General features: G+C 68.0%; 27 protein-coding genes. 17 read left to right on the top strand and 10 right to left on the bottom strand.

Annotated features, from left to right (window positions below):
- Positions 1-101 precede the first annotated feature (101 nt).
- Entirely contained in the window at positions 102-419 is a 318-nt protein-coding gene (locus AB0F86_RS14210) for a hypothetical protein (protein WP_225278907.1), read from the top strand.
- Here AB0F86_RS14210 and AB0F86_RS14205 read toward each other — a convergent pair.
- From AB0F86_RS14205 to AB0F86_RS14190, 4 genes are all read right to left on the bottom strand, one after another.
- On the bottom strand, positions 408-986 hold the full coding sequence (locus AB0F86_RS14205; protein WP_357171678.1) for a hypothetical protein: 579 nt from the start codon (positions 984-986) through the stop codon (positions 408-410). The two genes, AB0F86_RS14210 and AB0F86_RS14205, sit on opposite strands and share 12 nt — an antisense overlap.
- Before the next feature lie 424 nt (positions 987-1,410).
- Positions 1,411-2,481 carry a hypothetical protein gene (locus AB0F86_RS14200; protein ID WP_356985765.1) on the bottom strand — a complete coding sequence of 357 codons (1,071 nt, stop codon included), beginning with the start codon at positions 2,479-2,481 and terminating at the stop codon, positions 1,411-1,413.
- Between the two features lie 86 nt (positions 2,482-2,567).
- Positions 2,568-4,133, bottom strand: a complete 1,566-nt coding sequence (locus AB0F86_RS14195; RefSeq protein ID WP_356985764.1) for a serine/threonine-protein kinase — start codon at positions 4,131-4,133, stop codon at positions 2,568-2,570.
- Between the two features lie 63 nt (positions 4,134-4,196).
- Positions 4,197-6,128, bottom strand: a complete 1,932-nt coding sequence (locus tag AB0F86_RS14190) for an N-6 DNA methylase (protein ID WP_356985762.1) — start codon at positions 6,126-6,128, stop codon at positions 4,197-4,199.
- A gap of 322 nt (positions 6,129-6,450) precedes the next feature.
- On the opposite strand from AB0F86_RS14190, the gene AB0F86_RS14185 reads away from it, so the two are divergent.
- The 3 genes from AB0F86_RS14185 to AB0F86_RS14175 all read left to right on the top strand — a co-directional run bounded on the left by AB0F86_RS14185 (position 6,451) and on the right by AB0F86_RS14175 (position 8,053).
- Positions 6,451-7,038, top strand: coding sequence for a DUF4352 domain-containing protein (locus AB0F86_RS14185; protein WP_356985760.1), 588 nt, complete (start codon positions 6,451-6,453; stop codon positions 7,036-7,038).
- Positions 7,039-7,110: 72 nt separating this feature from the next.
- Positions 7,111-7,554, top strand: a complete 444-nt coding sequence (locus AB0F86_RS14180; RefSeq protein WP_225278902.1) for a MarR family winged helix-turn-helix transcriptional regulator — start codon at positions 7,111-7,113, stop codon at positions 7,552-7,554.
- Between the two features lie 196 nt (positions 7,555-7,750).
- Positions 7,751-8,053 (top strand): hypothetical protein, encoded by a 303-nt coding sequence (locus AB0F86_RS14175; RefSeq protein ID WP_356985758.1) that lies wholly within the window; start codon positions 7,751-7,753, stop codon positions 8,051-8,053.
- Here the strand turns inward: AB0F86_RS14175 and AB0F86_RS14170 are convergent.
- Positions 8,028-8,726, bottom strand: a complete 699-nt coding sequence (locus tag AB0F86_RS14170) for a type 1 glutamine amidotransferase domain-containing protein (RefSeq protein ID WP_356985756.1) — start codon at positions 8,724-8,726, stop codon at positions 8,028-8,030. The genes AB0F86_RS14175 and AB0F86_RS14170 overlap by 26 nt on opposite strands.
- A gap of 29 nt (positions 8,727-8,755) precedes the next feature.
- Positions 8,756-9,091 carry a metalloregulator ArsR/SmtB family transcription factor gene (locus AB0F86_RS14165; protein ID WP_181700308.1) on the bottom strand — a complete coding sequence of 112 codons (336 nt, stop codon included), beginning with the start codon at positions 9,089-9,091 and terminating at the stop codon, positions 8,756-8,758.
- An 81-nt stretch (positions 9,092-9,172) separates the two neighbouring features.
- On the opposite strand from AB0F86_RS14165, the gene AB0F86_RS14160 reads away from it, so the two are divergent.
- The 5 genes from AB0F86_RS14160 to AB0F86_RS14140 are packed head-to-tail and all read left to right on the top strand — an operon-like array spanning position 9,173 to position 14,254.
- Complete coding sequence (locus AB0F86_RS14160; RefSeq protein ID WP_356985753.1) at positions 9,173-10,756, top strand: ABC transporter substrate-binding protein; 1,584 nt, start codon at positions 9,173-9,175, stop codon at positions 10,754-10,756.
- A 20-nt stretch (positions 10,757-10,776) separates the two neighbouring features.
- Positions 10,777-11,730, top strand: coding sequence for an ABC transporter permease (locus AB0F86_RS14155; protein WP_356985814.1), 954 nt, complete (start codon positions 10,777-10,779; stop codon positions 11,728-11,730).
- Positions 11,723-12,553: an ABC transporter permease gene (locus AB0F86_RS14150; RefSeq protein WP_356985752.1), complete on the top strand. Its 831-nt coding sequence runs from the start codon at positions 11,723-11,725 to the stop codon at positions 12,551-12,553. Before AB0F86_RS14155 ends, AB0F86_RS14150 begins: the two co-directional genes overlap by 8 nt.
- On the top strand, positions 12,550-13,626 hold the full coding sequence (locus AB0F86_RS14145) for an ATP-binding cassette domain-containing protein (RefSeq protein ID WP_356985750.1): 1,077 nt from the start codon (positions 12,550-12,552) through the stop codon (positions 13,624-13,626). The genes AB0F86_RS14150 and AB0F86_RS14145 overlap by 4 nt, the downstream gene beginning before the upstream one ends.
- Entirely contained in the window at positions 13,613-14,254 is a 642-nt protein-coding gene (locus AB0F86_RS14140; protein WP_356985748.1) for a dipeptide/oligopeptide/nickel ABC transporter ATP-binding protein, read from the top strand. Before AB0F86_RS14145 ends, AB0F86_RS14140 begins: the two co-directional genes overlap by 14 nt.
- Before the next feature lie 21 nt (positions 14,255-14,275).
- Here AB0F86_RS14140 and AB0F86_RS14135 read toward each other — a convergent pair whose 3' ends face one another.
- The 3 genes from AB0F86_RS14135 to AB0F86_RS14125 form a co-directional block, all read right to left on the bottom strand.
- Entirely contained in the window at positions 14,276-14,623 is a 348-nt protein-coding gene (locus AB0F86_RS14135) for a hypothetical protein (protein WP_356985746.1), read from the bottom strand.
- Between the two features lie 187 nt (positions 14,624-14,810).
- Positions 14,811-15,911, bottom strand: coding sequence for a helix-turn-helix domain-containing protein (locus AB0F86_RS14130; protein ID WP_356985744.1), 1,101 nt, complete (start codon positions 15,909-15,911; stop codon positions 14,811-14,813).
- Between the two features lie 54 nt (positions 15,912-15,965).
- The gene (locus tag AB0F86_RS14125) at positions 15,966-17,069 is read right to left on the bottom strand and encodes a cytochrome P450 (protein WP_356985742.1); all 1,104 of its coding nucleotides are present in this window, start codon (positions 17,067-17,069) and stop codon (positions 15,966-15,968) included.
- Positions 17,070-17,283: 214 nt separating this feature from the next.
- Here AB0F86_RS14125 and AB0F86_RS14120 point away from each other — a divergent pair, with 214 nt between their 5' ends.
- The 6 genes from AB0F86_RS14120 (at position 17,284) to AB0F86_RS14095 (ending at position 22,388) form a co-directional block, all read left to right on the top strand.
- Positions 17,284-18,312 carry a 3-oxoacyl-[acyl-carrier-protein] synthase III C-terminal domain-containing protein gene (locus AB0F86_RS14120; RefSeq protein WP_356985740.1) on the top strand — a complete coding sequence of 343 codons (1,029 nt, stop codon included), beginning with the start codon at positions 17,284-17,286 and terminating at the stop codon, positions 18,310-18,312.
- A 6-nt stretch (positions 18,313-18,318) separates the two neighbouring features.
- Entirely contained in the window at positions 18,319-19,185 is an 867-nt protein-coding gene (locus tag AB0F86_RS14115; RefSeq protein ID WP_225278893.1) for a hypothetical protein, read from the top strand.
- Positions 19,182-19,544 carry a hypothetical protein gene (locus tag AB0F86_RS14110; protein ID WP_356985738.1) on the top strand — a complete coding sequence of 121 codons (363 nt, stop codon included), beginning with the start codon at positions 19,182-19,184 and terminating at the stop codon, positions 19,542-19,544. The genes AB0F86_RS14115 and AB0F86_RS14110 overlap by 4 nt, the downstream gene beginning before the upstream one ends.
- 13 nt (positions 19,545-19,557) lie before the next feature.
- Positions 19,558-20,313, top strand: a complete 756-nt coding sequence (locus AB0F86_RS14105) for a glycosyltransferase family 2 protein (protein ID WP_225278891.1) — start codon at positions 19,558-19,560, stop codon at positions 20,311-20,313.
- Positions 20,310-21,836 carry a class I adenylate-forming enzyme family protein gene (locus AB0F86_RS14100; RefSeq protein ID WP_356985736.1) on the top strand — a complete coding sequence of 509 codons (1,527 nt, stop codon included), beginning with the start codon at positions 20,310-20,312 and terminating at the stop codon, positions 21,834-21,836. Before AB0F86_RS14105 ends, AB0F86_RS14100 begins: the two co-directional genes overlap by 4 nt.
- Before the next feature lie 138 nt (positions 21,837-21,974).
- Entirely contained in the window at positions 21,975-22,388 is a 414-nt protein-coding gene (locus tag AB0F86_RS14095) for a type II toxin-antitoxin system VapC family toxin (RefSeq protein WP_356985734.1), read from the top strand.
- Here AB0F86_RS14095 and AB0F86_RS14090 read toward each other — a convergent pair.
- Positions 22,356-23,663: a hypothetical protein gene (locus AB0F86_RS14090; protein WP_356985732.1), complete on the bottom strand. Its 1,308-nt coding sequence runs from the start codon at positions 23,661-23,663 to the stop codon at positions 22,356-22,358. The genes AB0F86_RS14095 and AB0F86_RS14090 overlap by 33 nt on opposite strands.
- A gap of 112 nt (positions 23,664-23,775) precedes the next feature.
- On the opposite strand from AB0F86_RS14090, the gene AB0F86_RS14085 reads away from it, so the two are divergent.
- Together AB0F86_RS14085 and AB0F86_RS14080 are read left to right on the top strand one after the other, a co-directional pair.
- Complete coding sequence (locus tag AB0F86_RS14085; RefSeq protein ID WP_356985730.1) at positions 23,776-24,054, top strand: hypothetical protein; 279 nt, start codon at positions 23,776-23,778, stop codon at positions 24,052-24,054.
- The gene (locus AB0F86_RS14080; protein WP_067637425.1) at positions 24,051-24,374 is read left to right on the top strand and encodes a hypothetical protein; all 324 of its coding nucleotides are present in this window, start codon (positions 24,051-24,053) and stop codon (positions 24,372-24,374) included. Before AB0F86_RS14085 ends, AB0F86_RS14080 begins: the two co-directional genes overlap by 4 nt.
- Positions 24,375-24,652: the final 278 nt, after the last annotated feature.

Genomic DNA, 24,652 nt, shown 5'->3' with positions numbered 1-24,652 from the left:
CACTCGATCAGCGCGCGAATGGGTCTCGGTCGGATTGCGAATTCGACTCGCGTTCGCTCGCGTTCACGACTGCGACACTCCGCGCCGGTACGGTCATGCCCATGAAGCCACCGGCGATCGGATACCTGCGCCGCGACATCTCGGGTGTCGCCCAGTCCTGGGACGAAACGCAGATCCGATCCCTAGCCGAACGCCTCGGCTACCGCTTCACCAAAACGGTGGCCTTCAGCGACCGCACCACCGATCCGCTCGGCCGCCTGCTCGACGTGGTCGCCGCGACCTCCGCCGCGGCCGTCGTCATGCCGAGCCTGGCCCACCTCGGTGACGACTTCCCCCACACCCTCCTCGCCGCCTGCGACATCGTCACCGTCGCCCCCGAGGTGACCCACACCCGCACCGCCCCCGCCTTACCCGCCTAGTGGACGCTCGCCCCACGCGCCGCCGAGTTCCATCAACTCCTGGTAAGCCGCCCGGTCCGCCGCGAGCCGCTGAGCGGCGGCCGCCAGGGTCGCGGGGGTGAAGTCGGTCCCGATGGTCGCCTGATGCTCCACCGCTTCGTCGGCCAGAGCCACCAGCAGGTCGCCGAGCAAGGTGATCTGCTGGGTGACCGTGCCGGATCGTCGACCACCGAGTTGATCGGTCATCCCGTCGGCGATCGCCAATCGGTGCAGCGGTTTCATGGACTGCGGAACCCCGCGAGTCGAACTCCCGTCGATCCACCCCTGGCGTTGTAGTTCCGCGACCACATCCCATGCCCTGGCGAGCCGATACCACGGCAGCAGAAGACGTTCCGGCAATTGCGGTCGAGGCGGCGGTGGGGGTAGCGGAGCCCGCGGGTGCATCATCGGACGTGGCACCGGACGATGCGCCTGCGCGTAGTCATGCCACCACACCGCGGCGAGCGGTAGGCCGCCGCAAAGGATCGAGCCGACTACGGCTGAACCAGCACCGGGTTCCGAGCCGACCAGCGACGACACTGCCGCCAACAGGCAGACGGTACTCCACAGACCCGCCAAAACCCACAGCGCGATCACCGAGGGAGATCTCTGGTATTTCATCGCGACCGCCGCGAATATCTACACACAGCCGTCATTATGCCGCTGCCCTGCGGCAGCTTTCGCGGCTCGAGACAGTGGGGTGGTAGCGGCCGTTCGGGTTCGGTTGTGAGGAGGCGTGGTCGAGGCTGGACGGCCAGACGAAGACCCCGAGCGGGGTCGCTCGCACGAGGAGTTCAGGGATCTGTCCGATGACGCAGATCTGTTGCTTCTGAGAGGGTTTCGACACGCCGAAGCTGTGCGTCACCGACATCTTCAGATAGAAGGCAGGACCCATGTGCCGTACTCCATCGGGGCTGCCGCGCATCGTTACTCAGCCGCCACTATCCAGCCGCTGCCCGACAGGTTTCGCGGATCAAGACAGCGGACGGTAGCGGCCGGCGGGGTCGGTGGTGAGTCTGCCTCGACGGGTCGCGAGGGTGAGGGCGGCTTCGATGCGGTCTTCGGCGATGCCGGTGCGTTCGTGGGCGAACTGGGTGAGGGTGGACCAGACCAGGTCGTCGAAGGTGGGGCGGTTGTGCTGGGCGACATGGGTTATCGCGTTCGCGATCTCCTCGCCGCAGATCGTCTCGATGGGGCGGGTGGTGCCGGGTGGGGTGAAGCGGAAGCCACGCCAGGTGCCGGGGTCCACGTTCGACGGCCAGACGAAGACACCGAGCGGGGTCGCGCGCACCAGTTCCTCGGGGACCTGGCCGAGCACGCAGATCTGTTGTTTCTCAGAGGGTTTCGGCACGCCGAAGCGTTGGGCGACCAGTGTCACCAGGCGGCCGCGTTCGATCGGGCCCTCGATGGCGATGAGCTCGCGGACCGCGTCACGCACCCGGACCGGGATGGTCGCGGCGCTGTCGCGGTCGAGGTCGACGGGCGAACCGAGCACGCTGATCGGTGCGCTCGCGTACGGAATTCCGGTGGGCAGCCAGTGGTGGATGCTGCGGGTGCTCGTCACCCACTCGGGTGTCTGGGCGACGGTCGCCGCGATCGGCGCCGAAGGCGGAGTGTAGGCCGCGTACGGGAGGGGTTTGGGCGGCGTGACCGGAGGTTCGGGCCCAACGGGTGGCTGTCCGTCGGGTGCGTGGCCTGCCGGTGGCGACCCGAAATGGCCTGGGCCCGAGGCGACCGGGCCGACGTGCGGGTGGCCGGGGCCTACCTGCGAGGAACCCGAGCCGCCCGCATGCGGGATGCCCGCGGGCGGGGTGTGCCAGGTTTGCCGAGGGTAGCCGCGCCTTTTATGACGGTCGCCGATGACGAGCTGCCAGATCGACACTCCCGCGAGCGCGCACCCCGACCCGAAGAACACCACGGCCAGGGTGATCTCGAACGGGCTGCCGTTGCCGATTCCGGTGAAGTACCCGACGCTGCCGAGCAGCACCCCGAATGCCCCGGCCAGCAGCCCGACGACCCACCCGATTCTGCCGACCCACTGCACGGCACGATCTCCACTTCCGACGGCCGACACCGTCCCCTGTCAGCGATGCGTGCAGCTTACTCCGCCGGGGATGCCCCGGACGCACCTCAGCAGCGGAGTTCGGCCGCCAGCGCTTCGATTTTGCGGCGCATCGCGTCGTCGGGTGGCCGCAGCACCGCGAGGTCGTCACGTAACCGGGCGACGAACCTCGCGGCCCGCGCGTGGTCGCCCGCGGCGGGCAGGTGCTCGGCGAGCGCGAGCCGGACCAGCAGCGCGTCGTCACCGAATTCGTTGTCTGCCGACCGTATTTCACCGAGCATCCGGTACAGCTCGTCGACCGCGGCCGCGGCGGTGAGCTCGCCGAGCGCGGCGCGGCAACCGATCGCGGCTACCCGCGCCCGCCTGCCCCTGGTGCCGGTGGGCTCCTCGATCGCTTCGACCCGCTGCCACTGTGCCAGCGCCCGGCGTTGTTCACCGGAGTGCTCGAGCGCGGTGGCGATATCGCGGTGCAGGTCACCCAACTGCGGGCTGTCGGGCCCGAAGCGTTGTTCGGCCTGGTCGACGACGCCGAGCAGCACGTCGGCCGCCTGCGCGGCCCGACCGAGCGCGAACAGTTCGCGATACCGCGCGGCGGCCTCGGAAAGCCCGGCGGCGGGCAGCTCATGGGAAGGCTTGGGCGGCAGCGGTTCCACCACGATGTCGGCGGGCGGATTGGGTCGGCGGAAGAGCCGCGTCGGGTCGGGATGGGTCCGCGAGGCAGGGTCCTCCGGCGCGCCCGGCGCGGGCAGGAACGGCAGCAGCCGCTCGTAGACGAGTTGCGCGCTCGACGGTCGCTGCGCCGGATCCTTGGCCAGCAGCTCGAGGACGAGCTGTTCGATCGGGGCGGGGACGTCCCGACGCAGTGTGCGCAGCGGTGTCGGCGGGTCGGACAGATGCCGGTTGTGGGTGTCGAACTCCGATCGGGCTTCGAAAACTCTTCGTCCGCTGAACATCTCGTGCATCACGCAACCCAGCGCGTACAGGTCGGCGCGTGGTCCCGCCTCCTGCCCGTTCACCAGCTCGGGCGGCATGTAGGCGGCGGTGCCGAGAACCGATCCGGTTCTGGTGATCCGGCCCGTGCTCCCGTCGAGCAGCGCCGCGATCCCGAAGTCGATCACCTTCACCGTGCCGTCGTGTGCGACAACGATATTGGCCGGTTTCAGGTCCCGGTGCACCACCGGCAGCACATGGGCATACGACAGCACCGTCGCGATCTGCGCGGCGATCGCGACGGCCCAGCCGACCGGCAGCTCACCGATCTCGGCCAGATAGTCCCGCAGCGTCACGCCGTCGATGTGTTCCATCACCAGGTACACGCTGTCGGCCCGCGCGTCGAGCACGGCGTCGAACACCTGGGGCACGCCGTGATGCCTGATCCGGGCCGTCACCCTGGCCTCACGGCGGAACCGGGCGACGAACTCGTCGACCAGGTCGGCACGGGACGCGAACTGGCGCACCGCGATCCGCTTCACGGCGACGGGCCGGTCGAGCACCGTGTCGTAGCCGGCCAGCACCTCCCCCATCCCACCGGCACCGAGCACTCCGGTGATCTCGTACCGCCCGTCGACGATCTCGCCCACCACTACCCCCCGCTCGATACCGGTACCGGACGCCAGCACGATACTGCCCGGCACCGACCGGCACCGCCTCGACTACGCCGCCGGGGGTTGGCAGCGATGTCGTCGGCGGCTCCCCGACTACTTCGCCGGGGGCTCCAGTGCGCCCGCGGTGAGGCCCGTGGCGATGAGGTCGGCGGCGGTGCGGGCGGCGTCGGCGGTGGTGCGGGCGCTCACCCGGAGCTGGTGCAGCCGGCGGAATGCCGCGCCGTAGCGTTGCTGTTCGGCGATCGGCAGCAGCGGGATGCGCAGGCGCGCGGGATCGAGGCGGATGGTGGTGGTGCCGAACATGGCGGCCGCGTTGTCGGGGCTGCCGATGAAGCCCGCGAAGAACCAGGGGTCCACGCGGGCGGGATCGGTGCGGAAGACGAGCACGCCCGGCCCGGGAACCGCACCGATATCGGCACCCTCGGCGACGCGGGCGCCCTGGGCGGCACCGTGGTCGTCGCGCAGCCGCGACACCAGGACATCGCCTTCTTCGATCGGCTCCCCCACCGGCGACCCGGGCGTCGTGATGCCCGACGGGTCCCGGCTGCCGAGCAGGTCGTGGCCCGTGAGGACCGGGCGCGCATCGTCGGCGGGGGCCGGGTCGGTGGTCGCGCTGACGATCCGCACCGCCTTACCGGCGATCAGGTTGCCGACCGCCACGTAACGCCAGTCCGTGCCGGGGGCCGAATTCCATTCGCGCACAGCCTCGGCCACCGCCCGCAGCTCGCCGAGGTGGTCACCGAGCACACCGATCGCGGTGTGCGCGGCGGCCGAGGCGTTGCCCGGGTCGACCGCCGCCCGCACCTGACGGGCGGGCGTCAGATCCACATCGTCGTCGAGGACATCCATCACCCGAACCACGGCGGTGACATCGGGGACCGTCGCGGCCTGCGCGTCACCGGCGTCGAACGCACGCCAGGACTCGAGCACCGTGGTCGCCAGGTGCTGCCAGTCCGGTTGGTCCCCGCGATTCGGCAGGCGGGTGGTGTCGGCGAACAGCAACGTGTCACCCGGACTACCGACACCGGGCCGACGCAGCACCCACAGTTGCAGCCCGACCTGACGCGGCGTCGACGCGCCCGGCGGCAGCGCGATCACCGCGCGCAGCGCTCCGGCCCGCAACAGTTCCATGCGGATCCGCCTGCCCGAGGAGCGTGCCGCGACGGCGGGCGGCAGGAGAAGTACCGCGGTCGCGCCCGGGCGCAGGTGGGCGAGGGCGTGCTGCGCCCAGGCGAGTTCGGACTCGCCGCGCGGGGGCACCGAGTACACCCAGCGTGGATCGAGCGCGAGCTCGTCGGCACCCCAATCACGTTGCGAATAGGGCGGATTCGAGATGACGGCATCGAATTCGGTCTCGGGGAAGGCGTCGGCGAGCAGGGCGTCACCGGCGCGGATGTCGGACTTCGCCCGCGGGACGAGGATGCCGAGCGCGGCCGCGGTGCGGCCGGCTTGCACCGGGAGGATGTCCTGCCCGTTCAGCTGGGTCGCGCCGATGCGCGCGGCTTCGAGCAGCAGGGTGCCGCCACCGCAGGAGGGATCGAGCACCGAGCTCGGCGTGGGTGAGGACGCGGCGGCGAGCAGGTCGGCCATGAGTGCCGCCACGGGCTGGTCGGTCGGGTAGACGCCGGTACTCGGCCCGTCGAGGCCACGTTCGGACAGCACCGCGAGCGTCTGGGTGACGCCGACTTCGTCGATCGCCTCGCGGATAGCCTTGCGCACGGGATCGGCGGCTTTCGCACGCTTGTCGGCGACGAATGCCATGAGCGCGACGACGTCGCCGGGGGCGACCTCCGAGCGCAAGAGGGTGCGCAGCCGCTGCACCGGGGAATCGGCGGCGGTGACGCCATGGCCGCGCAGCCACTGCTGCACCTCGGCGAGGTCGAACAGCGGCCGTTTCTCCGAGCCACCCGGAACGGGCGCAGGGAAGTCGGCGTGGCGGCGCCGCCAATTGCTGACGGTCGCACGAGTGACGCCTGCCAACCGCGAGATCTCGGCGGCGGCCACGGTGGGCGTCGAGTCCGGCATGGGTCTCCTCTCAGCCCCCGGCCCTACGGCCAGGTAGTCAAGGTCAAACCTTACATGGACTGGTTACTTTTCCGTTCTGTCGTACACATTTGAGATTCGTAAAGCTTGAAAACATTGTTCTTCTGTTGCCAATGACGCATGTTCGGTGTAGCGTCCCTGTCAACGGAGCGGCAACCGGCCAGAAACCGCTCCTATCGCGCAAATCGATTGCGCGACAACAAATTCACGCTGCGGCATCCAGCCGGGCAACCCCATCCCCACGACGCCGGACAATCCGCCCCGGCGCGATCACACCTGACCTTTTCCAGACGAGGAGCCAGTCATGTCCCACCCCCAGCACACCAATCCCGGTGCCCCGCAGCAGCCCTACTACCCGCAGCCGCCGAAGAAGCGCAAGGTCTGGCCGTGGGTACTCGGCGGCTTCCTGCTCGCGGTTCTCGCCCTCTTCGGCGGCTGCGCGGCGCTCATCGGCGGGGCAGCCAACGAGGTGGCCAAGAGCGAGCAGGCACGGTCGGTCGCCGCACCCGCGGGAACCGAGGTCCGCGACGGGAAGTTCGCGTTCACGGTGACGCAGGTCGACCCGCCGGTCCGCACGGTCGGCGACAACCCGTACCTGCAGAAGACCGCCCAGGGCGAATTCGTGCTCGTGCACGTCGAGGTGACCACTGTCGGCGATGTCGCCCAGCAGTACTTCGGAGCGAACCAGAAACTGATCGACGATCAGGGTCGCGAGTTCGCCAACGACACCTCGGCGGAGATCAATGTCAACGACGAACTCGTCGCCGAGATCAATCCGGGCAACAAGATCTCGATGGTCCTGGTGTTCGACGTGCCGACCGGCACCGCCCCGGCAGCGGTCGAATTCCACGACTCGGCCTTCTCCAACGGTGCGCGGGTAGCGCTGAAGTAAGCGACCACGAGACTCGGCGCCCGGCGGTATCCGCCGGGCGCCGAGCCGTGTGCGTACGGGAAAATGCGGGATATGACCACTGACGACGGGCGACCCGGACCGCCGACCATGAGCCCGAGCATCCTGGTGATCACGCTGTGCCGGCGGGTGGAAGCGGCGTTGGGAGCGGGGTTGGCGCCGTTGGATCTGACGGTGGCGCGGTTGGGACTGCTCGGGCACATCAACGGCGTGCCGGGGGCCTCGTTCAGCGAGCTGGCGCGGATGTCAGGGACGAGCGTGCAGAGCGTGCACACCTCGGTGAAGGCGCTGGTCGCGGCGGGATTGGTGCGAGACCGGACCGCACGGGCAGGGTCGGCGTCCACGATCGAACTCACCGAAGAGGGGGTCCGCTTGCTGGCGGCGGCACGAGAAGTGGTGTCGCAGGTCGATATTCAGCTCTTCGGTCCCGAGGCGGATCCGATCCAGCGACAGGTGGGCGCGGCGATTCTCGAGGCATTCTCGGGCGCCGCGCCCTAGTACTTTCAACAACCATGAAGGTTGCGCTACGCTTCAGCCATGTTGAAGGCTGGAGGTCGGTAGTGGAACATTTCTTGCTGTCGGTGCATGTACTCGCGGGCATCGTTTCGTCGGTGGCTCGGCGGTCGCCACCAGTCTTTTCCCCCGCTACGCGCCGATCGCCGCGCCCGAACCCGATTCGGTGCGCAGCCGGTCGGTGGCTGTCGCGATGCACCGCATCACCGGCAACTACGCGAAACTGGCGATCATCGTGCCGGTGGTGGGGATCATCCTGGCCACCATCCAGGGCCGGATGAACGAAATCTGGATCACCTCGGCCATGATCACCACGGCCATCGCGGGCGGCCTGCTCGCCGTGCAGATCCACCCGATGCAGCGCGAGGCACTCGACGAGCCCGACGACGGCAAACGCCTGCGGATGCTGTCGATGCTCGCGGGGATCTACAACCTGCTGTGGACGGCCGTCGTCGTGCTCATGATCGTGCGTCCGGGCGGCTGAGCGCGTCGAGGAAGACGGCGACGAGGTCGGGGGTCGAGGCGGGGTTCTGGCCGGTGTGCAGGCAGCGATCCGATTCCACATGTGGCGCGAAGGGTTCGGCGCAGCGGTAGTCGACACCGAGTTCGGTGAGCCGGTCCTGCAGGAGCCAACGCGCCCGGTCGGCCAGCCCGTTGAGGTCTTCCTCGGCATTGCTGAAGGCGGTCACGCGGTAGCCCGCGAAGTCGTCGCCGGTGGCGAGCAGGGCTGCGGGGCCGTGGCTGATCAGCGCCGTCGGCTTGTCCGCGCGGAGGGCGTCGCCGAGCAGCGCGGCGGAATCGGCGTTGCCTGCGAGGTCTTCCATCGGCCCGTAACCGCCGGGGTAGTAGAGGGCGTCGATGTCGGCGGCGGAGATCTCGCCGAGTGCGACGGGCTTTTCGAGAGCCGTCGCGCCCTTGATCGTTTCGGCTACTTCCTGCGCTTTGTCGTTGCCGCCGTTGGCATTCGGCGCGAGGCTGCCCAGGTCGACGGGTGGCACCACCCCACCGGGCGTCGCCACCAGCACCTCGTGTCCCGCCTCGCGGAAGGCCAGGTAGGCGATGGTGAATTCGGCGGCCCAGTAGCCGGTGTAGTGCTTGGCGCCGGTGGTGAGACTCCAGCGGTCGGCACCGGTCATCACGAACAGGATCTTCGCCATCATCGCCTCCCGAACAGGGCCGATCGACGTCAGGTGTGTTTGGCGCCGATGGTGTGCAGAATCTCGTGGATGATCGGGTCGGCGAGCCGGTTGGTGACCGTCCGGCCCTCCCGGCTCGATACGACGCACCCCTCGTGCCGCAACACGCGTAGCGCCTGGGAGATCGCGTTCTCGGTGCGCCCGATCGCGGCGGCGAGCTCACCCACGCTGATGCCGGGGGTGCGGTGCAGGCAGAGCAGGATCTCCAGCCGGTTGGGGTCCGAGAGCAGGTCGAATCGCTGCGCCCAGGCGCGGATCTCGACATCACCGATCGCGCGCCTGCCGAGCTCGACCGGCGACCCGTCCAGTGTGCGTGGCTCTCCCATAACGCCCTCAGCTTAGTCGCCGTGTTCGGCACCGGACTATCATCTGTCCATCTGTTCAGATAAACAGCTAGGAACATCATGATGCGAATTCGGACCGCCACGGGGGCCGCGTTCGCGCTGGTACTCACCGCCTGCGGTGCGCCGACCGCCACGACCACCGATTCGCTGGTCCTCGCGGATGCCGCCGAACTGGGCGGATACAACCCGATCGCCGGTTACGGCGCGGCAGGCGAGGCGAAGATCTACGACGGTCTGCTTCGGCTCACCGGTGGTTCCGGGATGCCCGGTTTCGCACCCGCACTGGCCACCGAGTTGCCGACCGCCGAACCTGGCGCCGCCGCGTGGACGGTGCCGCTGCGCACGGGCGTGCGGTTCAGCGACGGAACCACGTTCGACGCGGCCGATGTGGTGGCCACCTATCGCGCGATCCTCGACCCTGCCTCGGCTTCGGAGGTCCGTTCGTCGTTCTCGATGATCGAGCGGGTCGAGGCCGTCGATCCCGCCACCGTGCGATTCACGCTGCGGCATCCGTATGCCGCGTTCCCCACCAAGCTGCTCATCGGGATCGTGCCGTCGGAGGCGATGGCCGAACCAGGACCCGCCACCGAGTCGGCGCTCAATACGAAGCCGGTCGGCACCGGGCCCTACCGGCTGACGACCCTCGAACCGACCCGGGCCGTCTTCGTGGCGAACGAGAACTATTGGGGCGGTGCGCCTGCCGTGAAGCGGCTCACGGTGCTCCACGTCCCCGACGACAACACCCGCGCGCAGCGGATGGCGAGCGGCGAGCTGGACGGAACCTCGCTGCCGCCGCTACTGGCCGCCACCTTCGCCGATCGCGCGCCGATGTCGGTGCACGCCAACGCCTCTGCCGATTGGCGTGGTGTCTCCCTGCCTGCCGGTGATCCGGTGGCCGGCGATCCCGCTGTTCGGCTCGCACTGAATTTCGCCGTCGATCGGCAGGCCATGATCGACAACATTCTCGGCGGATACGGCCGCCCCGCTTACACCCCGATTCCGGAGGTATACGGCGAATCACACAATCCCGCTGTATCTTTCGCGTCCGACCGGGCACGGGCCGAGCAGATTCTCGACGCGGCGGGCTGGTCGCGCGGTGCGGACGGCGTGCGCGCGAAACAGGGTGTGCGAGCCCGGTTCACGGTGATGTACAACTCCACCGACACCTTGCGCCGTGACCTCGCCATGGCTTTCGCCTCCGATGCTCGCCGGGTCGGTGTGGAGGTGGATCTCGAAGCGTTGTCCTGGGATCGGATCGAACCCCGGATCGAACGGGCGGGCATTCTGCTCGGCGGTGGCAGCGAGCCCTTCGATCCCGATACGCAGGCCTACAACACCCTGCACACCGTCGATCCGGGCGCGGGCAGCCCGTACGACAATGCGAGCCGCCACTCCGATCCCGAGATCGATGCCCTGCTCGAAAAGGCCAGGCGCACCCTCGATCCGGCTGACCGGGCGGCCGCCTACCGTGCGGTGCAGACCCGCTACGCCGAGGACCCGAGCCACGTCTTCCTCGTCCATCTGGACCACACCTATGTGGTGAAGGATTCGGGGTGGACGATGTCGGGACCGGTCCTCGAACCACACGCGCACGGCGTGACGTGGGGGCCGTGGTGGTCGCTGCAGACCTGGACGCACGGCTCGTGAGGGGGCGTGGCATCGCGCGGATGACGCGGCGGCGGGTGCTGACGATGATTCCGGTGCTGGTCGCGGTGTCGGCGGCGCTGTTCGCGGCGGCCGCGGTGTCACCGTTCGACCCGCTCGTCGGGTACCTCGGCGACCGCTACGAAACCACCGGCGCCGCCGATCGCGCGGTGCTCGCCGGGCAATTGGGGCTCGACGTGCCCTGGTACCGGCTCTACGCGCAGTGGGCCGCCGACCTGTGCACCGGCGACCTCGGGGTATCGCGCAGCTTCGCCCAGCCGGTGGGTGATCTTCTCACCCAACGCATTCCGTGGACGATGCTGCTGGTGGCCGTCGCCATGACGGTGGCAGTCGCGGTGGCGCTCACCGTCGGGGTGGTCGCGGGGATGCGGCGCGGGGGCCTGCTCGACCGGGTGGTGAGTGCCGTCTGCGTCGCCTTGCAGGGCCTGCCGCCGTTCGTGGTGTCACTGGCCGCGATCGCGGTGTTCGCGGTGGGGCTCGGCTGGTTGCCGCCTGCGGGGCTCACCGATGCGGGCGCCGAGGTCGATGCGGGACAGGTGGCGCGGCACCTGGTGTTGCCCGCCACCGCCCTGGCGGTCTCACAGCTGCCATGGTTGTTGCTCGCCGTGCGGGAAACGGTGGCTACCAATCGCGGGGAGGATTTCGTGGTGGGCGCGGTGACGCGTGGCATCGACACCGCGACCATCACCCGCCGCCACATCCTGCCTTCCTCGCTGGCCCCGTTCGTCACGATCCTCGGTGCGCGGCTACCCGAAGTGGTGGTCGGTGCGGTGCTGGTGGAGGAGATCTTCTCCTGGCCGGGTGTGGCCGGCGCCTTCGTGCAATCGGCGAAAGACCTGGATATGGCGTTGCTGGCAACGCTGACGGTCGTCACGACGGGTGCGGTATTGCTCGGCTCGCTGCTCGCCGACATCGCGGTGGTCCTGCTCGATCCACGGGTGCGAGCCGATGGGTGAGCGTGCTCGGCGGCGGCTCGTCGTCGCGGTCGCGGTGCTGGTCGCCGTGCTGATCTACGCGCTGGTCGTGCCGTGGCCCGGCGGCGTCGACGACCGGCTCACCGATTTCGCCGAGGCGCGGCGGGCGCCGTCGGCGCAGTGGTGGTTCGGTACCGATGCTGCGGGACGGTCGCTGTTCGTACGGATCGCGGCGGCGTTGCGCACCTCGCTGGTGGTCGCGGTGTGCGCGGCGGCGGTGTCTACGGTGCTCGGTGTGCTGGTCGGTGCGGTATCGGCGCTGGCAGGCGGGTGGGTCGACCGGGTGATGATGCGGTTCGCCGACACCGCCAATGCCCTGCCGCATCTGCTGCTCGGCATCGTGATCGTCGCACTGTTCCGGGGCAATACCGTGGCCGTGGTGTTGTCCATCGGGCTCACGCATTGGGTTCAAGTGGCGCGGATCGTGCGGGCGGAGAGTCTGAGCCTGCGTGAACGCGACTATGTGGCGGCCGCAGTGCTTGCCGGGGCCGGACGCACCCATCTGTTCACCCGGCACCTGTTGCCAGCCGTGGCACCGCAAGCGTTGATCGCGGTGGTTCTGCTTCTGCCGCACGCGATCTGGCATGAATCGACGCTGTCGTTCCTCGGGTTCGGGTTGCCGCCGCACGAACCGAGTCTCGGCACACTATTGGAGGAGGCGCGGAGTTCGCTGTTGCTCGGCGGGTGGTGGACGTTGGTGTTCCCGGCGGGATTCCTGGTGGTGACGACCATTGCGGTCGCTGTGGCCGGGTCGTCGCTGCGGGGACTTCTGATGCCGCCCAAACCTTCTCGGATTCCGCGATGACCGGGGCGGCCACAAGTCCCTGGGCGGACCTTCGGAAGGGGCTGCGGATCGAAGGCCTGACGGTGCGGATTCCTGTGCGACGTGGCGCTGTCGTGCATGCGGTGAGTGAGGTGTCGCTCGAAGTCGCGGGAGGCACGGTCACGGCGCTGGTCGGTGAATCCGGTTGTGGCAAGTCGATTGTCGCGAGTGCGGTGATGGGGGTCTTGCCGCAGGCGGCGGTGGTGAGTGGGGCTGTCCGTCTCGATCTGAGCGACCGGAGCGTGCATATTCTCGGTGACCACGTCGATTCGAGCTCGCCGACGAGCGCTGGGACTGACTCCAGCCCTTCGCGATTCACCAACCCACAACCGACACCGGGAATCGGGGACACAGATAAACACAGGGGCAGCGCGTCCCGATGGTCGGCGCGTCATCGTCGCCACGTCGAACCGTACCGTGGTCGTCATATCGCGCTGGTACCTCAGTCCGCGAGTACACATTTCACGCCGGTTCGCACGATCGGCTCGCAGCTTGCGGAAACTGTTGCGACGCTGGGGACCTCGCACACACCGGCGGACCTGCTACGCCGAGCCGGGCTCGAACCTGCAGCGCTGGACCTCTATCCACACCAGCTGTCCGGCGGAATGGCCCAGCGGGCGGCGGTCGCCGCAGCGCTGGCCGGTGATCCGGCGGTGATCGTCGCCGACGAACCGACAGCCGGACTGGACCGCGACCACACCGATCGGATCGGCGCCCTGCTGCGTGAGTGCGCCGACTCGGGTGCGGCCGTCCTGCTCATCACCCACGATCTGAGCCACCTGCTGCGGGCGGGAATCGCCGACACGGTGGCGATCATGTACGCCTCGCGGTTGATGGAGGTGGGGCCCGCGGCCGAGGTGTTCGCGGATCCGTGGCACGACTACACGCGCGATCTGCTCGCCGCGCTGCCGGAGAACGGTCTGCACCCACTCCCCCATCCGCCACGGGAGCTGACGAATCTGTCCTGCATCTGTCCCTACGCGGGTGGACCCACTGCGCTGGTTCCGCTGCGGCAACGCATGATTCGGAAAGGTATCGACGGTGCTCATCGCTGATTCGATCACTGTCGGCTACGGCAGCCCCGTACTCGAGGACGTGACGCTGACGATCTCACCCGGTGAGATCGTCGGACTCGCCGGTGAATCCGGTTCGGGCAAAACAACTCTCGCCGCCACCATGGCGGGACTTCGCACGCCCGCTGCGGGGCGGGTCACGGTCGACGGCGTACCACCCCGACGCGCACGCGGCACCACAGCCATGGTCTTCCAATCCCCCCGCGCCGCGACCAACCCCCACTTCACCGTCGCACAGATCATCGCCGAGCCCGCCCGCATCCATCGCCGCCCCATCGATATTCCCGCCCTGGCAGCCGCGGTCGGCCTCACCCCCGACCTCCTCGACCGCCGCCCCCACACCCTCAGCGAAGGCCAGCTCCAACGCGCCTGCCTGGCCCGCGCCCTCGCCCAGAACCCGCGCTACCTACTCCTCGACGAACCGACCGCCATGCTCGACGCGGCGACAACCGCCGCCGTCATCCGCCTGGTCATCCAGCACGCCACCACCCTCGGCGTCCTCCTCATCAGCCACGACCCCGCCCTCCTCGCCGTCGCATGCACCCGCGTCCACACCCTGCACAAGGGCACACTTTCTCCACAACTCCCCGAGGTGGGACGTAGTGGTTGAGATGCCGAACTGCCGACGGTGTCACAGCAGGCCGTGTTGCCCCGCCCACTGTGCGGATCCGGACCCGCTGCACGGCAATCGCATGCCGGAGTCCACCAGCATCTCGATCAGCGCTGCCCCCTCACCGATCCCCAACTTTCCCAACCGACAGGACCATGCGAGCAACCACAAGGTGCCATGAGTCTCGAGGTCGTATCGCCTGGCCACCTTTGTAGCCGCGGCGTCGTCACAGATCGCGATAGCACCGTTGAGTTCAGCGACCGCGAATACACTCGCCTCACCCACATCGCGACTTCCGGAGCCGATGCGGCGCGTCCACCGTTCGAAGGCCAGCAACGCTTCGAAGGCATCTAACTGATCAATTCCCAACCAGTCGGCTTCGAGCGCGGACGCAATCGACGCATGCTGGTTAACACCGTTGCGAAGCTCTTCTCGGACGAATTCCGTCGTTGTGCAGACACACAACCGACGAGAAGATGGCCGAGTACATCTATTCTGTCGATCCTCGCGAAATGGTTCAGACACGTCGCGTCGAAGACCAACCGCAGTTCGGATGTCATGGTTCGGTGACGTCCTCGTCGACCGGACCGAGGTCTTCGATCGAGAGCTGGCCGTGCATCAGTTCCACCGCACGTCGGGCAGTGAGCCGACGAGCACGCCATGCGGACAGGACCGCGTCGGCGTAACTCGGTGGAACACAAACCCTTTCGAAGTCCGGTTGGGGTGCCCAACCAACGGCCTGCATCATTTCCGCGCGTGTCGGTTTCGGTGCGGCGCGCCATCGTTTGAGGCCGGTTGGCTCTATCAGCCCTGCCACGCCCGCTTGGCAGACGGCCAGAGTCCACGAAGTCCGATATTCGGCCGCACTCACGATGAGCGCGGTGCGCAGGTCTTCACAGCGCGCCGTCGCGCGCAGAGCCTGGATCGGCAGGAGAAACTCCGCTGCGAAGGCGTCGACAACAGCTTCCCGTTCCCCTCTCGCGGCTGCGACGCCTCCCCCGAGGTCGCTCGAATATTCGTCACCGAGCACCAGGTGACCAAGTTCGTGGGCGGCGGTCGCACGCCGCCTGCCCGGATCCCCCCTCCGGCTGACCACGGCAACGGCGAGCTCGTCGTCGACGACCGACGCGCCGTCACCTGGCAGATCGGTCACCAAGATGAGCTGGCCAGCCTTCTCACATGCCGACATCATCGTCGAAATCGGTTCCGTACCCAGACTCAGTCGCTCACGCACCCAGCGCGCAGCGGCCCGCGCATCGGCCGCATCGCTCACCTTCTTCGGGTATCGCAGCGGTTCAGGCGATCGCAGGCACCCCAATTCGCGAACATCCCGGACATCGCGTAACCAGGCCGTGAGGGCCGCCTCTATTCGGTACGACTGCCGCGCCGCCGGTGAAGTGGTGTCTTCGTCCAGCGGTGTCCTGCGTGAGATCACCTCGGGACGCGCGTACAAGAAATGTCCGATCGGCATTCCCAACGCGGCGGCCAACCGGGTGAGCTCCACGGCGTTGATCTGCCGTGTTCCGGACTCGATCTTCGCGATCTTGCTGCGTTCGGACGAGATTCGGCGCGCCAACTGCTCTTGGGACAAGCCGGCCGAAAGTCGGCTCTCGCGCACGCGATCGCCGATTTCGATCCAGACGCTCTCGTCGGGCATGGTGCGATTTTCGCACACATCCCGTGTGAAGTCACTCACTCCTCTCGGCGGAGATCATGTGAGCCGGATCTGCAGGGATTCGTAAGTGGGGATGAAGACTTTGCGGCGGTAGCGGCGCTCGACGATCTCCCACGGACGGCCTGCGGCGGTGAGGGATTCGAGGAGGACGGTCAGTTCGGAGTGGACCAGCTGGGCGCCGAGGCAGAGGTGGCGGCCGCCGCCGAACCAGAGCTGGCGGGTTTCGGGGTTGTAGTCGCGGTGGATGTCGAAATCGCCCGCGGCGTTGTTGATGGTCCAGGTGAGGATCTTGACGTGGTCGCCGGCTTTCAGATCGCGATCGGCGACGCGGACGTCTGCGGTGACGGAGCGGCCGACGAGGTAGGCGGGGCTCGTGACGCGCAGGGTTTCGCGGACCGCGTCGGGGAGGCGGTGGGGTGCGGCGAGCAGGGCGCGGTGCTGGTCGCTGTCGTGCATGATCGCGACCATCCTGGTCATGGCGCTGGCCAGGGTGTCGGTGCCCGCGACCGCCATGAGGATCGCCAGCCCGGCCGCGTGTTCGACGGCGAGACCGAGTTCGCGGCAGCGGCCGAGGGTGGTGTCGGGGTCGGCGCGCTCGTAGGCGGCGGGAACATTCACGGCGAGCCGGGTGGCCAGTTCCCTGGCCCGCGCCACCGCGACCGGGTCGAGGGTGGTGGAGGTCATGGTGCCGAAACCCAGGTTGACCAGCTCCTCCACATGATGGAACAAGCGAAGGAACAGCGCGTCCTGGTCGGCGTCGGGATCGCCACCGATGGCGGCGGCGATGTCCTCGGGTCGCATGCCGACCAGATCGGAGACGCTGCGGCCGACGAGGATCTGCGCGCGGGCCGCAATGTCGACGGTCTCGCCCGCCGCCAGCCGCTCTCGCAGATCGCGCAGATCGGGACCGATGACCCGCCGGACGAGGGCATCGGTGTGGGTGAGGGTGAACAGGTCACGCACCTTGGTGCGCAATTCGGTGTGCCCAGGGCCTTCGAACAGGTCCTGCACCCAGTCACCGATCACCTGCGACCACCAGTGCCCGGCCGCGCCCTCGGAGACGATGCTGAAGTGCGTGCTGTCGTTGTAGATCTGCCGGGCGATCACGGGATCGGCGACGAACCAACCGAGTGCGGGCACTTTGCGCACCGGCCGCGCGACCCGTCCCAGCAGCAATAAGCCCGGTAACCAGGGCTGACCTGCGGCTAGTAGGGTGAGTTCACGGCGACGAGCAGTACTCCACACCCCGGCAGAATCTAGCTGACCAGGCCCGATTAGTGAAGGTCTGTGACTAGGATCGGCGGGACGCGCGGTGGCGGAGCCGGCCTTCGCGCGATAGCTGGAAGTGACACACATGGTGAGATCGACAATCGAAGCGATCGGCGCGTACCTGCCGTCCCGCGAGCTGACCACGACGGAACTGATGAGCAGGCTGGCCGTCGAGGCGCCGCTGGATCTGGAGAAGGTCAGCGGGGTCAGGGCCCGCCGGGTGCGCGGTGACGACGAGGACTCGTTCACCATCGCCCTGGCCGCGGCCCGCACCGCACTGGACAACTCACGCTACGAGGCCGCCGACCTCGATGTGGTGATCTCGTGTTCGATCACCCGCACCCGTGGCACCGACTTCTGTCTCGAACCGTCTTTCGCGCTGATGCTGCGCAACACCCTCGGCGCCACCCGCGCGATACATTTCGACGTCTCCAATGCCTGCGCGGGCATGCTGACCGGAGTTCTGGTGCTGGACCGGATGATTCGTTCCGGCGCGGTGAAACGCGGCCTGGTGGTCTCCGGTGAGTGCATCACCCCGATTTCCGACACCGCGGTCCGCGAGATCTCCGAGAAGTACGACCCGCAGTTCGCTTCGCTCACCGTCGGCGACGCGGGCGCGGCCGTGCTGCTCGAGGCCACCGACGGGCCCGGCCTGGACTATGTGGAACTCAATACCAGCGCGGCCTACGCCAAGTTGTGCCTCGGTATGCCGAGCGACCGGAGCGCGGGCGTTGCGCTCTACACCGACAACCGGGCGATGCACAACGAATCGCGGTACCTGCTGTGGACCTCGCGTCAGCAGCGGTTCCTCACCGAGCGCGACTCGAGTTTCGCCGCCGAAGGCTACGACTACCTGATCCACCACCAATTCAGCGGCCCGGCAGTGGAATTGATCGACAAGATCGCCGAGCGCGAGTTCGACTCGGTGATGCCACCCAAGCTCGCCGTGCTCGACAAGTACGGAAACACCGCTTCGACTTCGCATTTCGTCGTTCTGCACGACGCGCTGCGGGACGGCCGGATCACGCCGGGGTCGAAAGTATTGCTCGTGCCCGCCGCCTCCGGGGTGGTCGCGGGATTTTTGTCGGTGACACTGGGCGATCTTCGGGTATAGGACAGTATGGGAATTATCATTTCGGCGGCAATCACACGCACCGGCGGCGTCAGCTCGGTGGGTCAGGCGGCCGAGGCCGCCCGCGCCGCGCTCGACGCGGCGGGCTGTCCGCACGAGCAGGTCGACGCGCTCATCAATGTCGGGGTGTACCGCGACGCCAACCTGGTAGAACCGGCGGTTGCGGCGCTCATCCAGCAGGCCGCCGGTGTGGGCCTCGAGTACCGGCCCGGCGATGTGCCGTGCCTGTCGTTCGACCTGATGAACGGCGCCTGCGGGCCGGTGAACGCCATCGGCGTGGCCGCCTCGCTGCTGGCCGACCTGCCCAACGGGCACGTGGTGATCGTCTCCGGTGACGCGCATCCGTCGATGAGCGCGGACGCGCACTTCCCGTTCCAGCCCGTCGGTGCGGCGTTCGTCCTCGAGAACCGGGCCGACGTGGCCGGTTTCGGTGACGTCCACGTGAGCGCCGGCGACACCCTGCCCGACGCGCAGGGATATGTCGCGCTCGCCGAGATGGGCGCCGAGGGACGCTCCGCGCTGACCGTCGAACTCGCCACCGGCACAGCCGAACTCGTCGAGCACGCGGTCATCGCCGCACGCGACGCACTGACCACCGACGGTCTCGACGCGGCCGATACAGTACTGGTGTGCGGCAAGCCGACGCCGGAATTCGCCTCCGAACTGGCGCGCGAACTGGGCGTCGCGGCGGTGGTGACCGACGACTTCGCCGGTGATGCCCATACCTCCGCCCTCACCGGTGCCTACGTCGCCGCGCGAGCGGCGGGACACGACAATCGTGCGCTGCTGTTCGTCGCCGCCGACGGCGGGCCGACGGCGGCGGCGGTGACCTACCGAGGACAGGGAGTGCGGTGAGCAGTCGTCCGTTGCATGCGGTCTCTACGGAGGGTGATTTCTGGCAGGTGAGCGTGCCCCAACCGGGCCGTCACCGGGCCGAACCCCCGCGTGCCCCGAGCCGCGAGGCGGTGCTCGCACTGCGGGCGATCCCGGTTTTCGGGTGGTTGTTCCTGATTCTCGGTGTGGTCCGCCCGTTCCGCGCCAAGCTGCTGCGGGTGGCGTTCTGGATCGATGTGGTGCTCAGTGTCGGCGTGCATGCAGCGCAGATCCCGGCCGCGCGGCGGGTGGCCGCCGAACGCGGTATCCCGGCCAGCCGCGCCGCTCTGATGACGATGCTGCTCGGCGCCACCTGGTGGAAAACCCTGGGCGAGCCATGACCAACCGGCGCCCGTGAAAAAGCCGCTGTGGGTGGTGATCCCCGCGTTCGACGAGGAACGCGGGATCGAGGCGACGCTGGAAGCTCTTGCCGCCCAACGCGATACCGATTTCACGGTGGTCGTCGTCGACAACAATTCCACCGATCGCACCGTCGAGGTGGTGCGTAAATACGCCGCGGCGAACCCCGTTCCGGTGATCGAGGTGATCGACGAGGCGCAGAAGGGCACCGGCGCGGCGGCCGACACCGGTATGCGGTACGCCATCGCACAGGGCGCGGAACTGCTGGCCCGCACCGACGCCGACTGCCTGCCCGCACCGGACTGGACGCAGCGGATCCGCGCCGGGTTCGACTCCGGTCTGCGCCTGGTGAGCGGGCAGCTGATACCCCGGACCGACGAGGGGGTGTCGTGGCGGGACCGCACGATCATCCGGGTCGCGCTCGAGGTGGCGTCGCTGTTCGGAAAGGTGCGCTCGGGCAATCGTGACCCGAGATATCTCGGGCCGTATGTGATGACACCGGGGTGCAATATGGCCATCACCGCCGAACTCTATTCGGCCGCAGGCGGATTCCCGCGTACCGCCATCGAGGACCTGCACGAGGACCGTGCCCTCGTGAACGCGGTGCGCACCATCACCACCGATTACGGGCTGCGCCGTGACGTGCGGGTATACGGGTCTAACCGGCGGGTGCGCGCGTGGGGAATTCGCAAGACGCTGGCCTGGTACGCCGATCACCGGTACCGGCCCGAGGTGGTCGACATCCGGTGAGCTCGTTGTTTCCCGATTTCCTCGACCGTCTCGCCACCCACGCCACCCGCATTCCGGACGCCTCCGCGCTCGGAACCGTCGGGAAGCGGGCGCTCACCTATCGAGAACTGGTCGACACGATCGGCCGGGTGGCACACAATCTGCGGATCGCCGGGTTGCGGCCGGGTGATCGGATGCTGTTCTCGATCCGGCCATCGGTGAATTCGGTCGGCTTGATCTTCGGCACCATCGCCGCGGGCGGGACCATCGTGTTCGTGGATCCCGGCGTGGGGCCGGAGTTGTTCGCCAAGCGCATCGCTCTCGTCGAACCACGCTGGGCGGCAACAGAATCGCTGCTCTATGCGGTGAGTGGACCGCTGGCCGGATTCGGGCGCAAGCGGGGGCTGACGTTGCCCCGGTTCAGCGAGCTCGAGGTTCGGCACCTGCACAGTGGGGTGTGGTTGCCCGGCACGCCCATGCGATCTCTCCCGCTGCGCCGCGTTTTCGGTGATGCGCCGGATTCGTCGCTGCCCCAGGGTGATCCGGAATCGGACGCACTGATCGTGTTCACCTCGGGCACCACCGACGAGCCGAAAGCCGTTGTGCATACGCGTGCTTCGCTCAGCGCAGGGCTGGCAGCGATGGGTGGGCAGACCAGCCTCGCGCCCGGTGCGTTCCTGCACACCGAACAGCTCATGATGGGCCTGCCCGCGCTGATGTCGGGTGCGCGCTGGGCCATGCCGAAGTATCCCCGCTTCGGCACCCACATCGATCCGGTGCGGTTCACCCGCAACCTGCGCAGCGCCACCCATGCCTTCTACACACCCGCCGACCTCGCCGTCGCCCTCGACGCGCTGGAGGCGGGCCGGATCGCCGCGCCGCAGTACCTGCGTCAGGTCGCGCTCGGCGGTGCGCCGGTGACGGCGGCCCTGCTGCGGCGCGGACAGAAGTCGCTGCCGGACACCGAATTCCTCGCCGTCTACGGCATGACCGAGATCCTGCCCGTGGCTGTCGCCACCGGCGCGGACAAGCTCGCACACGACGGCGACCTGCTCGGCACGCCTGTTCGGGGCGTCCAGGCACGCATCGCCGACGACGGCGAACTCTTCCTGAGCGGCCCCAACCTGTGCCGCGGCTACCTCGGTTCCCCACCGATGACCGAGATCGCGACCGGCGACCTCGCCCGCTTCGACGGCACCCGACTGGTCCTCACCGGACGCAAGAAGGACATGATGATCCGGGGCAAGACCAACATCTACCCCGGACTCTACGAACCGGCGATCGCCGGCGTCGACGGGGTGCGCGAGGCCGTGCTGGTCGGGCTACCCGACGAGATCGGCGACGAACGCATCGTCCTCGCGATTGTCACCGAGCCCGGTGCGGGCGATGTGGTCGACCGCCTCCGCACGGCGCTACCGCAGCTCATCGACACTTCCGCCCTCCCGGACGACATCGTGGTCGTCGACCGCATCCCTGTCACAGGCCGGACAAGCAAGCCCGATCGGACCGCGCTGCGCGAAATGGTGCGGGCTCTGCTGCCATAACCGCATCCGTAGCATTCTGTACACGCCGTAGCAGCAGAGTGTCCGAACTCGCGCGCACCAGCGCGACCTTGCCTGCTGTCGGATACGAACAGTGGCGTGCCGACCTCGATGCGATGATCGATCCGGAAGTCCCCGGCCGTGAGTGAGGCTGCCGAACCTCTCAATATCCTGCTGGACACTTCGGTCCTCATCGATTACGCCGAGATCCACACCGAGCTTCCCAGTCAGGCCGAAGCCGCGATCAGCGCAGTCAGTCTCGCCGAACTCGCGGCCGGAGTCCACGCGGCGAAGGACCCGGTGCATCGAGCACAGCGACAACTCCAGTTCCACTGGGTAGTACGAACATTCGATCCCTTGGTATTCGACGCCGAGACAGCGCATGTTTACGGATCATTGGCTGTACTGGTCGAACAGCTCGGCCGCAAACCCCGCAGTCGCGTCGCAGACCTGCAGATCGCCGCGACCGCTGTCCAACATGCACTGCCGCTCTACACACGGAACCCGAGCGATTTCAAGGACTTAGGACCTCTGCTCAACGTTGTCCCGGTCTGAGTAATCGGCTATGGCGATCATGGTGTCGGCCAGGGCTTCAATGGTTGCCCTGGGGAGCATGGTGTCGACGTAGCAGAAGGTGATCGACATGGTGTCGTCGAAGGTGGCGACGCCTACGGTGAGGGCGCTGGCGCAGGAGTTGGTTCCCGCCACCGTGACGTCGGTGATGTGCAGGGGCTCAGGGGTTCTCGGTGGGGTGACCAGGCCGAGGTTGCTGAGGGTGACGTTCCAGGGGGCGCGGCGGTCGATGAGTTCGATGGTGCGCCTGCCGGATTCGAGGGTGCGGGGGCAGCCGTAGCGGATGGCCGCCAATGAGCGGAGATCGGTGTGGCGGGCGATTCCCCTGTCCAGCTGGGCTTTTGCCGATCGCGCGGCGTCGGGCAGATCGGCACCGAAGGGGACGAAGGTGGGGACTACGGCGGTGAACATGCCTGGTTCGTCTTCGGCGGGAGGTGGGTTCATGCGGGTGCGGATGTCGACGGGGATGCCGATGCCCACTGTGCCGGTTTCTTTCGGGGCATAGCCGCCGATCGCCTCGGCCAACGCTGCTGCCAACAGCGCGTTGACAGTGACACTTTCGCGTTGGCAGCGGGCCCGCAGAGCAGTGAGCTTCGCCCCTGCGAGCGTGCGCACGACCGTGCGGGTGCGGCGTATCGGCAGCGGCGGCGGACAGCCGGGCAGGCTCACCGCGCGCCGGGCGAAAGCGGTGAGCTGAGCGGACACATTCGTCCACAGGCAGCGCGACATTCGGGTCTGCGCGGGAGGGATGAGATCATCCGGCGCCGGAATCACCGGGCGGGCGGTGACCACGGGTTCGGCTCCGAAGGCATAGGCGAGCAGTCGCCAGACGAGCGCGACCATCGAACGCCCATCGAGATAGACATGCGAGAACACCACGATCAGGTCGTGATGCTCGTCGTCGGCCCCCGGCCGGAAGGCCAGATCGACGATCCGGCCCGGCGCGGTCGCCGAGTCGACCGGCGTAGCCAGCTGAGTGTCGAACACGGTACGCCAGTCATCGAGGCCGGCGACGATGCGATGCAACACAGGCAGATGCGGGTCCGCCGACGCGACAAAACACGGCCCCTCCCCCACCACCGACCGCAACAACGGAAACTCCGCGACCAGCGCTTCGGCCGCGAATTCCAGTCGATACGCCCCGATCGGCCCCCGCACCCGAATCCGCACCACACAATTCGCGGGCGACAACTGATCCACCAGCCAGAACCACCGCTCCGACGCCGACAAGGGTCGCTCCACCGCTTGCCTGCGCACCGTCGCAGCCTCCCTCTTCGTCGGAAATCGGGTCACGGCGAGCCTAGCGAACCGCGGCCGGTTCGATACACAGCTCTTTCACAGTCCGTTACTACGTGCGTATTATGGACTTATGGGTTTCGAGTGGCCTGATTGGGCGATCGCTCACCTGATCGGCATCGAACCCAGCGAGGTTCGGCAGGTCCTCGCAGCGTCACGACGGTGGCCGCGCCCGGCCTTCGACGGCCAGGTGACCGTCTTGACGGTGTGGGGGCGCACCACGGCCGGGCGTCCGTTGATCGTGGTGACACGTCAGCGCGACGACTGGACGTGGGTGATCATCGGCGCACGGACGATGCGTGTCGAGGAGCTGGCGCAATTCGAGCAGTGGGAAAGTGGGAATCCATCATGAGCGATCAGGACTTTCCGTCCAGCCGAGAGGAACTCGCCGATTTCATGGACCGGCTGAGTTTCTCCGACGAGCCTGCCGACGCGCCGCCCCGACTGCCGGCCAACGAGGACATCATGGTGACCACCTCGATTCGGTTACCACTCGGCCTGCATTCCCGGCTCAAGGATCTGGCCGACGAACGGCGCGTCGGAGTATCGACGCTACTGCGCGAATGGGCCGAGGCCGCCGTCGCCGAAATCGACGACGAAGACCACATGATCTCCCTGGCCGAAGCCAAACGCGCCCTCTCCCGAGTCCATCCCATCCACCGCGCCAGCTGAGCGCCCCGACTAGATCGGCGCAGTATTCGCGGCCGTCAGCACACGCACCGCGCAGGTGATGCCCGGCGCGCTCGCCGGTCTCGAGCGACTTGCTCAGGGGTGATGGTGCCCGCGCGGACGAAACGGCCGATGACGGACAGAACCTCGACCGTCCAACGCCGAGTCCCGCTCGGAGCGTTCATCGCCCGCCGCCGTCATAGCCGAGAAGTTCGTTGTGCTGAGCAATCGAAACCACGCCCGAGCGCGGGTTTCGTTGCGGACGGAACCGGCTGCGGGAG

This window comes from Nocardia sp. NPDC023733 (genome assembly GCF_040639775.1).
Lineage (GTDB): Bacteria > Actinomycetota > Actinomycetes > Mycobacteriales > Mycobacteriaceae > Nocardia > Nocardia rosealba.
The sequence above is the reverse complement of the archived record's forward strand: the minus strand, read 5'-3'. Positions and strand labels throughout refer to the sequence as shown.

Coding starts and splice junctions, on each gene's coding strand:
- AB0F86_RS14145 (WP_356985750.1), top strand. CDS start 12,550: ATGACCGGGGCGGCCACAAGTCCCTGGGCGGACCTTCGGAAGGGGCTG.
- AB0F86_RS14155 (WP_356985814.1), top strand. CDS start 10,777: ATGACGCGGCGGCGGGTGCTGACGATGATTCCGGTGCTGGTCGCGGTG.
- AB0F86_RS14115 (WP_225278893.1), top strand. CDS start 18,319: ATGGGAATTATCATTTCGGCGGCAATCACACGCACCGGCGGCGTCAGC.
- AB0F86_RS14185 (WP_356985760.1), top strand. CDS start 6,451: ATGTCCCACCCCCAGCACACCAATCCCGGTGCCCCGCAGCAGCCCTAC.
- AB0F86_RS14180 (WP_225278902.1), top strand. CDS start 7,111: ATGACCACTGACGACGGGCGACCCGGACCGCCGACCATGAGCCCGAGC.
- AB0F86_RS14130 (WP_356985744.1), bottom strand. CDS start 15,911: ATGCCCGACGAGAGCGTCTGGATCGAAATCGGCGATCGCGTGCGCGAG.
- AB0F86_RS14210 (WP_225278907.1), top strand. CDS start 102: ATGAAGCCACCGGCGATCGGATACCTGCGCCGCGACATCTCGGGTGTC.
- AB0F86_RS14080 (WP_067637425.1), top strand. CDS start 24,051: ATGAGCGATCAGGACTTTCCGTCCAGCCGAGAGGAACTCGCCGATTTC.
- AB0F86_RS14085 (WP_356985730.1), top strand. CDS start 23,776: ATGGGTTTCGAGTGGCCTGATTGGGCGATCGCTCACCTGATCGGCATC.
- AB0F86_RS14150 (WP_356985752.1), top strand. CDS start 11,723: ATGGGTGAGCGTGCTCGGCGGCGGCTCGTCGTCGCGGTCGCGGTGCTG.
- AB0F86_RS14170 (WP_356985756.1), bottom strand. CDS start 8,726: ATGGCGAAGATCCTGTTCGTGATGACCGGTGCCGACCGCTGGAGTCTC.
- AB0F86_RS14190 (WP_356985762.1), bottom strand. CDS start 6,128: ATGCCGGACTCGACGCCCACCGTGGCCGCCGCCGAGATCTCGCGGTTG.
- AB0F86_RS14120 (WP_356985740.1), top strand. CDS start 17,284: ATGGTGAGATCGACAATCGAAGCGATCGGCGCGTACCTGCCGTCCCGC.
- AB0F86_RS14165 (WP_181700308.1), bottom strand. CDS start 9,091: ATGGGAGAGCCACGCACACTGGACGGGTCGCCGGTCGAGCTCGGCAGG.
- AB0F86_RS14160 (WP_356985753.1), top strand. CDS start 9,173: ATGCGAATTCGGACCGCCACGGGGGCCGCGTTCGCGCTGGTACTCACC.